10 protein-coding genes and 1 pseudogene are annotated in these 13893 nt (G+C 59.8%); 2 read left to right on the top strand and 9 right to left on the bottom strand.

Annotated features, from left to right (window positions below; all coding sequences use genetic code 11):
- Window positions 1–20 precede the first annotated feature (20 nt).
- Complete coding sequence (locus tag ACIOVB_RS11855; protein WP_401267840.1) at window positions 21–887, top strand: efflux RND transporter periplasmic adaptor subunit; 867 nt, start codon at window positions 21–23, stop codon at window positions 885–887.
- 99 nt (window positions 888–986) lie between these two features.
- On the opposite strand, the gene ACIOVB_RS11850 is transcribed toward ACIOVB_RS11855, so the two are convergent.
- The gene (locus ACIOVB_RS11850) at window positions 987–1811 is read right to left on the bottom strand and encodes an SDR family oxidoreductase (protein ID WP_401267837.1); all 825 of its coding nucleotides are present in this window, start codon (window positions 1809–1811) and stop codon (window positions 987–989) included.
- A 35-nt stretch (window positions 1812–1846) separates the two neighbouring features.
- The gene (locus ACIOVB_RS11845; RefSeq protein ID WP_187676855.1) at window positions 1847–2311 is read right to left on the bottom strand and encodes a multidrug transporter; all 465 of its coding nucleotides are present in this window, start codon (window positions 2309–2311) and stop codon (window positions 1847–1849) included.
- A 163-nt stretch (window positions 2312–2474) separates the two neighbouring features.
- Between ACIOVB_RS11845 and ACIOVB_RS11840 the strand changes: the two genes are divergently transcribed.
- The gene (locus ACIOVB_RS11840) at window positions 2475–5333 is read left to right on the top strand and encodes an RHS repeat domain-containing protein (RefSeq protein ID WP_401267834.1); all 2859 of its coding nucleotides are present in this window, start codon (window positions 2475–2477) and stop codon (window positions 5331–5333) included.
- A gap of 74 nt (window positions 5334–5407) precedes the next feature.
- Here the strand turns inward: ACIOVB_RS11840 and ACIOVB_RS11835 are convergent, their stop codons facing one another.
- The 7 genes and pseudogenes from ACIOVB_RS11835 to ACIOVB_RS11805 all read right to left on the bottom strand — a co-directional run.
- Window positions 5408–6859 carry a mannose-1-phosphate guanylyltransferase/mannose-6-phosphate isomerase gene (locus ACIOVB_RS11835; RefSeq protein ID WP_100846177.1) on the bottom strand — a complete coding sequence of 484 codons (1452 nt, stop codon included), beginning with the start codon at window positions 6857–6859 and terminating at the stop codon, window positions 5408–5410.
- A gap of 214 nt (window positions 6860–7073) precedes the next feature.
- Window positions 7074–7730 (bottom strand): alginate O-acetyltransferase AlgF, encoded by a 657-nt coding sequence (locus tag ACIOVB_RS11830; RefSeq protein WP_401267830.1) that lies wholly within the window; start codon window positions 7728–7730, stop codon window positions 7074–7076.
- A 14-nt stretch (window positions 7731–7744) separates the two neighbouring features.
- Window positions 7745–8920 carry an alginate O-acetyltransferase gene (locus ACIOVB_RS11825; protein WP_401267827.1) on the bottom strand — a complete coding sequence of 392 codons (1176 nt, stop codon included), beginning with the start codon at window positions 8918–8920 and terminating at the stop codon, window positions 7745–7747.
- A 10-nt stretch (window positions 8921–8930) separates the two neighbouring features.
- Window positions 8931–10496 (bottom strand): MBOAT family O-acyltransferase, encoded by a 1566-nt coding sequence (locus ACIOVB_RS11820; RefSeq protein ID WP_401267824.1) that lies wholly within the window; start codon window positions 10494–10496, stop codon window positions 8931–8933.
- Between the two features lie 346 nt (window positions 10497–10842).
- Complete coding sequence (locus ACIOVB_RS11815; RefSeq protein ID WP_401267821.1) at window positions 10843–11967, bottom strand: mannuronate-specific alginate lyase; 1125 nt, start codon at window positions 11965–11967, stop codon at window positions 10843–10845.
- A gap of 8 nt (window positions 11968–11975) precedes the next feature.
- Complete coding sequence (locus ACIOVB_RS11810; protein ID WP_187676861.1) at window positions 11976–13436, bottom strand: alginate O-acetyltransferase; 1461 nt, start codon at window positions 13434–13436, stop codon at window positions 11976–11978.
- A gap of 10 nt (window positions 13437–13446) precedes the next feature.
- Window positions 13447–13893, bottom strand: a pseudogene (locus ACIOVB_RS11805) (right-handed parallel beta-helix repeat-containing protein); the annotation flags it as partial.

Here is a 13893-nt window from a genome sequence, read left to right as displayed (position 1 = left end):
TATCTCTGAAGAAGGCTCTGATGAAAAAGTTTTTCAGCCTGCTCGCGACCCTGCTGGTGCTGGCCCTTGCGCTGTGGATCGGCCGGACTTTGTGGGTGCATTACATGAACACGCCATGGACCCGCGACGGTCGGGTGCGCGCGGACATCATCAACGTCGCCGCCGACGTCACCGGTGAAGTGATCGACGTGCCGGTGCATGACAACCAATTGGTGAAGAAGGGCGATTTGCTGATGCAGATCGACCCCGAGCATTACCGCATCGCAGTGAAACAGGCGCAGTCGCTGGTCGCTTCACGCAAGTCGACGTGGGAGATGCGCAAGGTCAACGCCCATCGCCGCGCCGATCTGGACAACCTGGTGATCTCCAAGGAAAACCGCGACGACGCCAGCAACATCGCCGACGCCGCGCTGGCTGACTACCAACACGCGCAGGCGCAACTGGAAGCCGCCGAACTCAACCTCAAACGCACCGAAGTACGCGCGGCGGTGGACGGCTACGTGACCAACCTCAATGTGCATCGCGGCGACTACGCGCGCATCGGCGAGGCGAAAATGGCCGTGGTCGACATGAACTCGTTTTGGGTCTACGGCTTCTTCGAAGAAACCAAACTGCCGCATGTGCGTGTGGGCGACAAGGCCGACATGCAGTTGATGAGCGGCGAAGTCCTGAAGGGGCATGTGGAAAGCATTTCACGCGGCATCTACGACCGCGACAACCCGGAAAGCCGCGAACTGATCGCCGACGTCAACCCGACCTTCAACTGGGTGCGTCTGGCACAGCGAGTGCCAGTGCGTATTCACATTGATGAAGTGCCGGAGGGCGTGCTGCTGGCGGCGGGGATTACTTGTACGGTGGTGGTAAGGCAGGACGCTGTGGATAACTGACAGACCGAGGTGCTGCCATTCGCGAGCAGGCTCGCTCCCACACTGGATTCGCGTTGCACTGTGGGAGCGAGCCTGCTCGCGAAGAACGATAACGCGGTGTCAGAGTTGGCCGCGCAACCCGAAGCGCTTCATCAACGCCGACTCCAGCAACCCCTTCGGCAACAAAGCCGCCAACAATGGCAGCGCCCGACTGCCATTGCCAATCCTGATCAGCCGTGGCGGCTTGTTCTGCTGCACCGCCCCCAGTAACGCTGCGGCAAACTCACTGGCCGGCGTCGGCTTGTCCTGCGAGGCCTTGGCCCGCGCGCGAATGCCCTCACGCAACGGAAACCACGGCGATTGCTCGTTGATCAACTGTTCGGCCTCGTGCCCGGCATTTTTGGCGAAGCTCGATTGAATCGCGCCGGGCTGGACTTCCATCACGCGAATGCCGAACGGCGCCAGTTCCATGCGCAATGCATCGCTCAAGGCATGCACTGCTGCTTTCGAGGCGCAATAGGCACCGGCGAACGGTGTGACCAATACGCCGGAAACACTGCCAATGTTCACGACCAAGCCCTTGGCCCGGCGCAATACCGGGAACAGCGCGCGGGTGACGCCGACAATCGAGAACACATTGGTTTCGAACTGGCGCTGCATGGCCGGCACGCCGCCGTCGAGCAGCGGGCCCATGGCGCCGTAACCGGCGTTGTTTATCAGCACGTCGAGGCCGCCGTGTTGCTGGTTGATACGTTCGCCGAGTTGTTCCAGCGCCGCGTTGTCATTGACGTCGAGTTGCACGGCGGTGAACCCGGCTGTCGCCAGCAATGCGACATCTTCAGCCTTGCGCGCACTGGCCCAGACTTCATAACCGGCGGTTTTGAACGCATCGGCGAGGGCGCGGCCGATGCCGCTGGAACATCCGGTAATCAACGCAACGGGCATGGCGCATTCCTTGTGCAAAAGAGTGGGGAAGGGGATCAGTCGGAGAAGCTGCCCTGCAATCGCTCGGCGCGAAACTCCAGGGTTTGCGGGCGATAACCGGGACGCAGCGGTGGCATCGGCAAGCAGTCTTCCCAATTGCCGCCAGCCTGCAATTCGCCGGGGCCGCGGTAGCGCGGGGCGCTGTATTGATTGTCGGCCAGATTGACGGTGTCGCCCGGTGCATAGGCTGCAATGCGCCAGCGCAGTTCGGTCAGCGGCACGCTGTTGCCGTTGTTCATCTTCAATTGCAGCGGACGATCCGCCGGACACTGCTCGGGCGCATAGCTGATACGCAGTTCAAGGCGCGCCAGTTGTTTGATCTCGCGGTTGTCCAGCCACACCACCCACATGGCAACGAGGCCGAGGCCGATGGCGGCTGCCACCGAGACGGGCAAGGCCTTGGCCGGATAGCGCAACAACAGGATCAGCCAGGTGAAGACCAGCAAAACGCCGATGAACATGTGTGAACGCTCCTTGAACTCGTAACCAACATCCTACCGAAGGGTTGCCGGAATGGACATTCGCGTATCAGGCCATTGTGCCATTGGTCGGAACTGTAATTTCTGACAGTAGGCATCAATGCCCAGTCGCTGCTGAGATACCCCCACGCAACGGAGCAAAAATATGGGCATGCACAGCAAAACACCGACGCTTTCAGTGAGCGACCCGCGTGGGCTGCCGATCCGTACAGTCGACTACTGGCGCGCCGAGTATCCTGGCGCCGCTCAGACTCTCGTGCACCGCACCTTTCATGACGCGGCGGGGCGTGCTGTCGACCAGTGGGATCCACGTTTGTGGGCGCTGCAAATGAGCGATCCTCTGACGCCGGCCAGTCTGGCCATGGTTTATCTGTTGAACGGCCAAGTGCTGCGCTCGGACAGCGTCGATGCCGGTACGCAGGTTGCGTTGCACGGTCTCGGCGCGCAAGTGCTGCTCGAGTGCGACAGTCGTGGAACCCGTCGCGAAATCCGGCACGATTCGTTGCTGCGCCCGGTGGCCGTGTTCGAAGAAGGCGAATCGCAGCCGCAACGGTGCGTCGAGCGCTTTGTTTATGGTCAGCCCGGTGCTGGTGAACCGAGCCGCAACCAGCTCGGCCAGTTGATCCGCCACGATGACCCGGCAGGCAGTGTGTTGTTCGAACACTTTGCGATCAGCGGCCAATGCACAGAGAACACCCGGCACTTCATGCAGAACCTCGTGACCCCTGATTGGCCTGAGCCGATTGATGAACGCATGAAGTTGCTAGAACCCGGCGAGGGCGCGACGAGCCAATGGCATTTCGGGCCGCTGGGTCAGGTACTCCGACAGGTGGATGCGCGAAATAATCATCAGGGGATCGAGTTGACGCTCGATGGACGTTTGCGGGCCAGTTACCTGCAGTTGAAGCATCAGTCCGAACCTCAAACACTGGTCAGCGATATCCGTTACAACGCTGACGGGAAAGTCACGCAGGAACGGGCGGGAAACCGCGTATTGACGACATTGCGCTATCGAGCTGAAGACGGCCGTTTGCAGGTGCGTCAGGCCGAGAACAGCGACGGCGAAATCTTGCAGCATCTGATCTACGACTATGACCTGACGGGCAATGTGCTGAGCATCGAGGACAAGGCACTGCCGATCCGCTATTTCGCCAATCAGCGCATCGATCCGATCAGTCTCTTTATCTACGACAGTCGTTACCAGTTGCGCGAGGCAACTGGCTGGGAGGCGGGTGCTGCGAGCCAGGGACCCGCGACGCCCGGACGAGCCGATCCGGGCGCCGTGAGCAATTACCGCCAGAGTTATCGTTACGACGAGTCCGGCAATTTGCTGGAGCTGACGCATGTTGGCGCGCGTAATGGTCGCAAGCTGCGCGCCGCGCGATTCAGCAATCGCTGTTTGCCTTACCGCGCCGATGTACCGCCCACGGAAGAGGAAATCGCTGCGGCGTTTGATCTGCGTGGCAATCTGCGAGCACTCGAGGCCGGGCGATCACTGACGTGGAATTTGCGCAATCAGTTGCAATCGGTCACGCCGGTCGAACGTGCCGGCGGACGCAATGACCTTGAACACTATTGTTACGACGGCGCCGGTCAGCGTGTGCGCAAGACGCGTTTATTGCAGACAAATGCCCGTGGTGTCGTTGCCCAGGTGCGCTATTTGCCTGGACTGGAGTTGCGCAGTGACACAGGCAACGTAGAACAACTGCAAGTGATCACCGTCGAGGGGGCGCTCAACAGCGTGCGGGTCTTGCACTGGCAAAGCGCACCGCCAACCGGTTCCAACGACCACTATCGGTACACCTTCACTGATCATTTGGGCTCGACCAGCCTGGAGTTGGGTGAGGATGCCCGCGTCATCAGCCAGGAAACCTTCCACCCGTTCGGCGAGACGGCGTGGAGCAAGGACACCGAAGTCAGCTACAAAACCCTCCACTATTCGGGCAAGGAGCGTGATGCGACCGGGTGTTATTACTACGGTTATCGCTATTACATGCCTTGGTTGCAGCGATGGCTCAACCCTGACCCGAAAGGCTTTATTGACGGGCCGAATCTTTACCAGATGGTCGGTAACTCTCCCATGAGGCATGTTGACAGCGATGGCGGCGGGAAGAGCGATACGTCTACGTCAGCGCTGGCTGACAGCGCGCAAAAGCAGAAGGCACTGCTGGACTCGGTCACCTCGGCAGCGGCGGATGTCAGAAATTCGTTGCTCAACCACACCCAGGCACGACATCGGTTTCAGGCGTTGGCCCGGCGAGTCGGTACGCAACTGATCAGCAGCGCGGTCAGCACGGGGGCGCAAGCCTTGGGCGGCGCGGCCGGCACTGCATTGGGCGGGGCATTGGGGCCGGGAGCGGCCGTGCTTGGAGGGAAACTGGGTACGAAGCTCGCCGGCAAGGCAGCGGATGCAGCAATCGACAAGGTCGTGGACACCTATCAGTTGAACCGCCCTATCAATTTCAAGGGCAGCGAACTGAATCCCAAGGCTTTCGTTGAAAGCGTCGAGCCGAAAAAATCGCTCGGTCTTGCCACAGTGAAACTGGAACTGGCAGCACATGATCCGCGCACTTCCGACGGTCGATCACGACTGGTGAAAATGGCGCGCGCCAAGGTTGAGGACAAAGTGATCTCGGTAGTCGCCGACACGTTGGGATCGCAGACCCCGGGACTGATCCGGACAGGAAGGGAGTTCATCCATGCATCGCAAGGCTTGAATGCAGGGACGTTGAGTGACACCTACGAACATATTTCGGCAAACATCGACATGGTGTCGTTCAGGACGCAAGCGATATTGACCGAGCTGGCGACGGTCGGCGGCTCAGACACTGAACTGCTGGAAGCGGTCTCCGAATTGTCAATGCAGACCTTCAGTACCGTTCAAACGCTCAATCGAACCCAGGATTTCATTGGGCTGATCTCGCCCACACCCTACGCCGGCAGACAGCAATCGCTGGGGGGGAGCACCCGGCCCAAACTGACCCGACAACATTCGCAGGGCTAAAAAAGCCCCCGCCCAACCCGCTGCGGATAGGGGACGCAGTGGGCTGGGCGAGGGCTTCTTGTCTTGCGGATCGTTTACTGCGCGATGGTCTTCACCGACACGCCGCGTTCGATCGGGGTGGAGCGGCCGTAGATATCTTCGAAGCGTTCGATATCGTCTTCACCCAGATACGAACCCGATTGCACTTCGATGATTTCCAGCGGGATCTTGCCCGGGTTGCGCAGGCGATGCACCGAGGCGATCGGGATGTAGGTCGACTGGTTTTCGCAGAGCAGGAACACGTTGTCGTCGCAGGTCACTTCGGCGGTGCCGCTGACCACGATCCAGTGTTCGGCACGGTGGTGGTGCATCTGCAGCGACAGGCATGCGCCCGGTTTGACCGAGATGTGCTTGACCTGGAAGCGCCCGCCCATGTCCACCGAGTCGTACGAGCCCCACGGACGGTAGACCTCACAGTGGTTCTGGGTTTCGCTGCGGCCCTGTTCGTTGAGGGTGTTGACCATCTGCTTGACGCCCTGAACCTTGTCCTTGTGGGCGATCATCATGGCGTCCTTGGTTTCGACCACCACAATATTTTCCAGACCGATCACCGACACCAGTTTGCCGTTGCCGTGGATCATGCAGTTCTTGCTGTCCTGGATCACCACGTCGCCTTTGGTGACGTTGCCGTTGGCGTCTTTCTCGTTGACTTCCCACAACGACGACCAGCAACCGACATCGCTCCAGCCGGCAGTCAGCGGCACGACGCAGGCGCGCTGGGTTTTTTCCATCACGGAATAGTCGATGGAGTTGTCCGGGCAGCAGGCGAAGGTGGCTTCGTCCAGTGTGACGGTGTCGGCGTCCTGTTCGCTGCGCTCAAGGGTCAGCAGGCAGGTGTCGTAGATGTCCGGATCATGCTTTTTCAGCTCTTCGAGGAAGCGGCTGGCGCGGAACAGGAACATGCCGCTGTTCCAGTAGTAACCGCCGGACTCGACGTATTCGGTGGCGCGTTTCACATCCGGTTTTTCGACGAAGTGCGACACGCGGCTGACGCCTTCGGGCAGCAGCGAATCAGCGGTGGACTTGATGTAGCCGTAACCGGTTTCCGGTTTGGTCGCCGGCACGCCGAACAGCACCATTTCGCCGTTTTCGGCGGCGACGGTGGCCAGGGCCAGGGCGCGTTGCAGGGCTTTCTGGTCTTCGAGAACATGGTCGGCCGGCAGCACCAACATCAGTTCGTCACGACCTTCATTGACCAGCATCATCGCGGTCAGGGCCACGGCCGGCGCAGTGTTGCGGCCGAACGGTTCCATCAGGATGCGCTGGCATTCCAGCTTGCGGTTGGCCAACTGCTCGTTGACGATAAAACGGTGATCCTTGTTGCAGACCACGATCGGCGTGTCCATGCCTTCGAACACCAGGCGTTCCAGGGTTTGCTGGAACAGGGTGTGTTCGCCGGTCAGGGCCAGGAACTGTTTAGGGAATTGCTTGCGCGAAAGCGGCCAAAGACGTGAACCGCTACCACCTGACAAGATCACCGGAATCATATTGTTTACTCCATAAAATCGATTTGGTTAGAGGCACGAACGTTGTGTCGTTTCACTCTTGTTTTTGTCTCGTACCCGAACTGACAACCCGATCAAGGGTGGGAGCGAGCCTGCTCGCGAAAGCGGCGTATCAGTCGACATTGATGTTGGATGTCAGACCGTATTCGCGAGCAGGCTCGCTCCCACAGGGGGCTGCGTCAGTTCGGAAAATTGATTAGCGCGTCGACACCGGGCGTTTCACCCAGACTGGCGACAGGCTGCTGCCCGAACCGGTGACGTACAGCACTGCTGCTTCACCGCGCTCCAGGGCAACCGGCTTCACGTCGCCGACTTTCTTGTCGCCTTCGTACAGCGCCAGGCTGACTTTCACCGGGTTGATTTCACGTTCGCCACGGCCCTTGGCCGCCACGTTCGGCACCACGTCGGTCTTGCCGTCGGCGGTCTTCAGGGTCAGCGGCTTGTCGCTGAGGTTCTGCACACGCACTAGGGATTTCTGCTTGTTCTTGAACGGTGGCTCTTCGATCAGTTGCGGCGCGCCGGAAGCGTTGTTGACCAGGGTGTAATAGTGATCACCGGCGAGTTTTACCGGCAGGGTCTGGCTGCCGACCTTGGCGCTGTAGTCGCCGCCCGGCATGAAGCTGAAGTCGCTGCTGGCCAGAGGCGCAACGTCGCTCAGGTTGGTGCTGCCGACGGTGGCGCTGACTTCAGCGTTGCTGGCGTTATAGATGCGCACGAAGCTCGAGCCTTTCGGTGCGGTCGGGCCGTAGAGGGCGGCGTCGCCACCGGCGAAGGCAGGTACGGAAAGCACGCTGAGGCCAGCAACCAGTGCGAAGCTTTTCACGAGACTTTGATGCGTAGTAGTGAAAGTCATGGTGTACCTCTCTTTCAGTTTTGCGCCCGGTCGGGCGTCTCGGATTTAGTGTTTGCAGCTACGTTTTGTTGGCGTGCGCCGGCTTGTTTGAGCTCTGCGACCCACTGCGGGTCGGCGTCACCGATTTCGTTGTTCACAGGCAGATATCGTTCAGGAAACTCCCAGATCAGCACCTGTGGCGGGCTGTTCTTGAAGTCATCGCTTTTGAGGTAGCTGAGCATCGGCAGGATCGGGCCGTGGCCGTCTTCGGCGTAATTGACCACGTCGCTGTGCAGCGCTTGTTTCAGCGCACCGACGAAGTTCCAGTTGGGGTTGGCGCTGTAGCTGGTACCGATCAGTGCGACCGGTACTTCGCTGTTGGCGAACAGCGCGTCGTCACCGGCAGGCTGATCACCCGCGGCTACGGTGTTGCGCTTTTGCAGCGGTTCTTGCGCCGGCATCAGGTTTTCGAACAGCGGGTCCAGCGGCAGGAACAGGCGCAGGTCGCCCTTGTGCGTGACCTTCTCGGCAGGCGTGGTGACAAAGCGCTGCGGCTCGCCGCTGAGCGGGAACTTGTCAGTGATGGTTTTCGCCAGGGTGTTGGCCGCAACCTCGGCGCCCTCAGGCGTCCAGTGCGTGTCGGTGCGCAGGAACACTTGCTGACCGTTCTGCTTGGCCTGTTGCAATGGCTTGAGCAGGTCAGGGGCGAGGATCTTGTCCGCCGCAACGCGGTTGTGGAAATCCTCATAGAGGTTGGCGTGGATGCTCGCCGGTTTCACTTCACCCAGGTGTTCCGGGTACAGGCGAACCTTGGCCGGCACGATCGCCATCACCAGTTTCACGCCTTTCTCTTTGAGGGTCTGGCGTACGCCTTCGACCAGCGCGTAGTTGCCTTGCAGGTTCAGCTCTTCGTTGACGATCGGGTTGAATTCCTCATCGCTGTACAACCACTGATCGCGACCGAGCACGACGCCCGGACGACCTTCGTTGAACAGTTTGAAATCCAGCGCAGCCCAAAGGTTTGTGCCCAGGCGCTTGATCGGAAACTCTTCGTCATAGTGGGTTTCCACGGCTTTGGTCCATCGGCCGTTGAGCACCGTGGCGTCGGCGTTGGTGCTGAAGCCGAAGAAGCTGCGTACCGACCACAGACCCAAGACCAGCAGGGTCACCAGGAACAGGGCGATGTAGAAGATGCGTAATGAGCGGGTCATGTCAGATCCCTCAGAACTGGAAGTAAAGGAACGGCGAGAAGCTTTGCGCCGAGAGTTTGAGAATCGAGGCGATGAACAGCAGCAGAATCGCTGCGCGCATTGCGTAGCGCGACCAGTCCGCCGTCCAGTAGGCCGGTTGCACCTGGGCGTCAACGCCGACGGTGTAGCCAGGCTCGTGGATGCTCGCCGGGTTTTCGCCGGGGGCTGCCTTGATCATTCCAGGGGTTGCAGCGGCCGGGCCGTCGGTTTCGACGTTGACCACTGGCTTGGTTTTGACCGGCGGCTGGTTGGTGTACAGATCACGCAGACCGAAGAACGCCAGCGTCACGTAAGCCACCACCAGCGTTGCCACTTGCAGACCGGTGAGGCTGGCCTGATTGAGTTCCGACAGCGACCAGTCACCGAAGCTGAACATCGCGCCGTACATGCGCCCGGCAACGTGCAGGTTCTCGGCACGGAAGATCACCCAGCCCATGACCACCAGCAGGAAGGTCAGCGCCCAGCGGATCGGGTTGAGGCTGCGCGGCGAGGTGTTCAGACCCAGCGCTTTTTCAATCGCCAGCCACATGCCGTGCCACGCACCCCAGACAATGTAAGTGATGTTCGCGCCGTGCCACAGACCACCGAGGAGCATGGTCAGGAACAGGTTGCGATAGGTCATCAGCGTGCCTTTACGGTTACCGCCGAGGGTGATGTACAGGTAGTCACGCAGCCAGGTAGACAGGCTGATGTGCCAGCGGCGCCAGAACTCGGTGATCGACTGGCTGATGTACGGCTGTTTGAAGTTTTCCATGAAGCGGAAACCCATCATCAAGCCCAGGCCGATGGCCATGTCGCTGTAACCGGAGAAGTCGAAATACAGCTGCGCGGTGTAGGCCAGTGCGCCGAGCCAGGCATCACCCGTAGTCGGGTTTTGCAGGGCGAAGCAATGGTCGGCCACGACGGCGAGGGTGTCGGCGATGAAGACCTTCTTGATGAAACCCTGCATGAACCGTGTGCAGCCCTCGGAGAATTTGTCGAGGGTGTGCGTGCGGTTGTTGAACTGGTCGGCGAGGTCGCGGAAACGCAGAACCGGGCCGGCAATCAGGTGCGGGAAGATCGCCACGAAGGCCGCGAAGTCGATCAGGTTGCGCGTCGCCGGGGTGTCACCGCGATACACGTCGATGATGTAGCTGATCGACTCGAAAATGTAGAACGAGATCCCGATCGGCAATAGCACGTGGGTCAGGATGAACGGCGACAGACCGACCGAGGTCATCATCGCGTTGATGCTGTCGACACCGAAGTTGGCGTACTTGAAGTAGCCGAGGATGCACAGATCCACTGCCACGCCGAGCAACAGCCAGCGTTGCGCCGGTTTGGTCCGCACGCCGGCAGCACCGACTTTCAGGCCGATCCAGTAGTTCCACAACGTGACGGCAGCGAACAGCGCCAGGAAGTCCACCCGCCACCACGCATAGAACACGTAGCTGGCGAGTAGCAGCAGCAGATTGCGATAACGAATCCCGCTCAGGTAGTACATGCCGAGAAAGATCGGCAAGAACAGAAACAGGAACACGTTGGATGAAAATACCATCCCGATCTCTCCATGTTTGAACCAACAGTCAAGGGCCAAAGCCCCCCCAAACCCCCCGTGGTATTGGAGGGGTGAAACGGTGTTTCTGTCAGGGTTGTGCAGGGCCTTGAAATCTCTCCCTCACCCCCCGCCCTCTCCCGGAGGGAGAGGGAGCCTGATCTCCATGGTTTTCAGAAAAGGAGATTGGCTCGATATTTCTTTTCAGCCTATGGAGCCTGATCTCGGTTGTTTTCAGAACCTGAGATCGGCTCGATATTTCAGGTCGGCGAATTTCTGAAAAGCACCTCGTTCAGTCCCCTCTCCCTCCGGGAGAGGGTTAGGGTGAGGGGCTTTTGCTCTTCGCCTTTCAAGAACCCTTGTTGCCCTTTTCATGGGACGGGTCGTAGACCTTGGTCAGGTCGCCGCCGAGGCGGAAGGTCTTGAACGGTTGCATGCCGCGCTTCTTCTCGATCACATCGGCCGGGCAGGTGTAGAGCGTGCAGAACGGTTCGAGCCAGGCGAATTTCATGTCCTCTTTCAAGTCGGTCATGTCCTGCTTCTTGCCGTTCTTCTCTTCGAATTCGTCCGGGTCTTTCACGCCAGCCAATACGCGATCACCCAGACGCTTCAGCGCGGCGTTGTTTTCCTGACGCAAATCCACCCCGTTGACCTGGGCGAAACTCGCAATCATTGCCAGCGGCGGCAGGGCGTAGTTGTGATAGGCGAGGGCGCGTTGCTGGCGCTTGAGTTCGTTCGGCAGGAAACCGTCAGCATCGACTTGATTCACGCCGACCTTGTATTCCTTCACCGCCCAATCAAACAGGTCACGGCGGTTGGTCGCGATGGACGTCGCCATCACCGACCAGGCTGCCCAGTACGAGTGGTTGTTGGTTTTTTCCAGCGGCAGGTTGTCCCAGTCGCTGACCACCTGATCGGCCATTTTGCTGAACCACGCTTCGATCTCCTGCGCCTCCTGCTGGTGTTGAGCCAGCGGATGCGAGTCGGAGAACTTCAGGCGTATGTACGAAGAGGCCATGCTGCCCAGCGCCCATTTGCGCATCGATTTGCCGGTGTGGTTGAAGTCTTTCGACATCAGCGCATCCGCCTTGGCCCACGCGGTCAGCCAGTTCAGCGTGCAATCGAGCTGCTCCGGGCGACCGTCACGCATGAACTGCATGACGCGTTTGGCGGTACCGCGTTCCAGCGTGGTGATGTCTTTGGTGGTGTCGCGGAAGGCTTTTTCCGACTGCACGTTCAATGTCGAACGGGCCTTGTCCGAGCCTTCGTATTTGCTGCGAAATTGCAACGCGCCGGTGTACGGCGTCGGCATTGCATCGCAGCCTTCGCTTTTGTCGCCGGTCTTGAATTTATCCACAGGCGCGAAGTAGCCCTGAGGTGGACGCAGTGGTGCGGCGGCCTGCGCGGTGCCGGCGAAGATCGCCAGCCCGAGCAGCGTCGGCGCTAAAAGAGTTTTCAGTTTCGAGTTTCGCATAGCAGACCTCATTGCCCGACCTGAGCGGTTTGTTGCCCAGCGCCCGGGAATACGTTGCGTTTGCAGATTTTCGCTTCGACTTTCTGTGGCGCGGCGCCGGCTTCTGGCCCTTGGACTTCGACCGCCAGCAGGTTTTGCGAGGCCCAGTCTTCGTCCGTGCGCAGCTCAAAGGCGAAACGACCGTCGGTGTCGGAGGTTTCCGGTTTCTCGATCTTGATGTCCTCGTGGCGACCGTTCATGTACCAGAGGGTGGCTTGCAGGGTTTTCACCGAGGTGTCGGCGAAGCGGATGTCGACCTGATGGCTGCTGTTCTGCAGGTTCAGGTTCTTGCTGTTGACCATCAGTTCTTGTTTGCTGCCCGGCTTCAGCGTGGCGCTGCCGGTCATCTGTGCATCTTTGCCTTCGCAGCCGTTGTCGAGCAGGGCCATCATCTGGCGATAGATGGTTTCCTGATCAAGGCGATACAGCGGCGAGAATTCCCAGATGAGAATCTTCGGTGGAGTCTTCTGGAATTCGTCGCTGCCCAGGTACTGCAACATCGAACCTTCCAGACCACCGCCGGGGAAGGCGACGTTGAGAATGTCGGCGCCGATGGCCTCTTCGAGGAAGCCGGCGAAGTTGTAGTTCTTGCCGCTGTGCGAGGTACCCACGAGGGTGATTTGCGGGTTGCCGGAATCACCGAACAGATCGCCGTCACCGGCTTCGCCCTTAGGCTCGGTAGTGAACTGGTCCATGTACTGGATCGCATAACTGGTGCCGCACAGTTGCCCGGCCATGTTGTGCAGGGTGCCGGTCTTGCCCATGCGTCCGGACTTCTTGGTCTCGAACTCACGCTTGGGAATGTCGGCGAAGGCCGGGATCTGCTTGACCTTCTCGGCGACGATTTTCGCTGTGCGCTGGGCGCCGTATGGCGTCCAGTGCTGGTCGCCGCGGAAGTAGAAGTCGTGGGCGGGCAGGGTGTCCGGCAGCGATTCGTTGGTCAGTGGCGACAGGTCCGGCACCACGTAACCCATCTTGGCGAAACGGCCGAGCATGGTCTTGTAGTTACCCAACGCCTTCTCGTAATCGAACGCGGCTTTTTCCTGCGGGTTGAGCTTGTTGCGGTTCACCAGGCCACGGGTCGGCTGATAGACGATCACCAGCTCGACGCCTTTGCTCTTGAACGCATCGTGCAGTTGCTGCATGCGCTTGTAGCCGGCCGGGGTGGTGTTGAATTCGGTGCGCAGGTCTTCCTGGGTACGGAACAGCCAGTCGCCCTGGGCCTGCACCAGCGTGGTGAAGTTCTGCTGATAACGCGTGGTGTAATTCTTCGCGTCGTGTGCTTCAGGGCACAGGTTGCAGCACGGATCGGCGGTGAACTTCGGCGGGGTAGCGCCGGCAGCCTCATCGGCACGGGCGCCATTGCTGGCCGCCAGAATGCCCACGGTCAGGGCCGACAGGCTGAGTAATTTGATCAAGTGTGGGTGCATAAAATTATCCTCAGTCCTGCATTTCTGTCTGGCGTTCGACAGGGTCGATCAGCACGGCTTTCTGCTGGCGCACCAGCAAGTCGAGAATTTCATCCTGGCGCTCGCCGAGGATGCCGTTGAAGCTGATGCCGCTGGATTTGGTCGGCGCCAGCATCGATACGCGGTACAGCTCGACGCTCAAAGGCGAGTCGATCGACAGCGGGCCGCTGCCGTTGGCCGCCAGTTCACCGCCGACCACGATCAGCGACACTTGCGCGTCGAACGGGTCGAGCTTGATGTCGCGGTCGGTGTCGGTCAGGTCTTTGATGTGGCCGTAGACGCCGGTCAGACCGTTGGCCATAGCGATGTTTTCGTAGAGGCGAATGTTCACGCTGTTACGAATGCGGATGCCGTGGCGCTTGTTGCTGATGACCTTGTTGCCCCACAGCAGATTGTCGGCAGACTCGTAGAGGGTGAT

It is taken from the genome of Pseudomonas sp. NPDC087639, assembly GCF_044743385.1.
Lineage (GTDB): Bacteria > Pseudomonadota > Gammaproteobacteria > Pseudomonadales > Pseudomonadaceae > Aquipseudomonas.
Note: the sequence above shows the minus strand (reverse complement) of the source record. Positions and strands in the feature narration are given on the sequence as shown.

What these genes read in the sequence shown, in the direction of transcription:
- ACIOVB_RS11855 (WP_401267840.1), top strand. Translation starts at nt 21, where the DNA reads ATGAAAAAGTTTTTCAGCCTGCTCGCGACCCTGCTGGTGCTGGCCCTT.
- ACIOVB_RS11850 (WP_401267837.1), bottom strand. Translation starts at nt 1,811, where the DNA reads ATGCCCGTTGCGTTGATTACCGGATGTTCCAGCGGCATCGGCCGCGCC.
- ACIOVB_RS11845 (WP_187676855.1), bottom strand. Translation starts at nt 2,311, where the DNA reads ATGTTCATCGGCGTTTTGCTGGTCTTCACCTGGCTGATCCTGTTGTTG.
- ACIOVB_RS11840 (WP_401267834.1), top strand. Translation starts at nt 2,475, where the DNA reads ATGGGCATGCACAGCAAAACACCGACGCTTTCAGTGAGCGACCCGCGT.
- ACIOVB_RS11835 (WP_100846177.1), bottom strand. Translation starts at nt 6,859, where the DNA reads ATGATTCCGGTGATCTTGTCAGGTGGTAGCGGTTCACGTCTTTGGCCG.
- ACIOVB_RS11830 (WP_401267830.1), bottom strand. Translation starts at nt 7,730, where the DNA reads ATGACTTTCACTACTACGCATCAAAGTCTCGTGAAAAGCTTCGCACTG.
- ACIOVB_RS11825 (WP_401267827.1), bottom strand. Translation starts at nt 8,920, where the DNA reads ATGACCCGCTCATTACGCATCTTCTACATCGCCCTGTTCCTGGTGACC.
- ACIOVB_RS11820 (WP_401267824.1), bottom strand. Translation starts at nt 10,496, where the DNA reads ATGGTATTTTCATCCAACGTGTTCCTGTTTCTGTTCTTGCCGATCTTT.
- ACIOVB_RS11815 (WP_401267821.1), bottom strand. Translation starts at nt 11,967, where the DNA reads ATGCGAAACTCGAAACTGAAAACTCTTTTAGCGCCGACGCTGCTCGGG.
- ACIOVB_RS11810 (WP_187676861.1), bottom strand. Translation starts at nt 13,436, where the DNA reads ATGCACCCACACTTGATCAAATTACTCAGCCTGTCGGCCCTGACCGTG.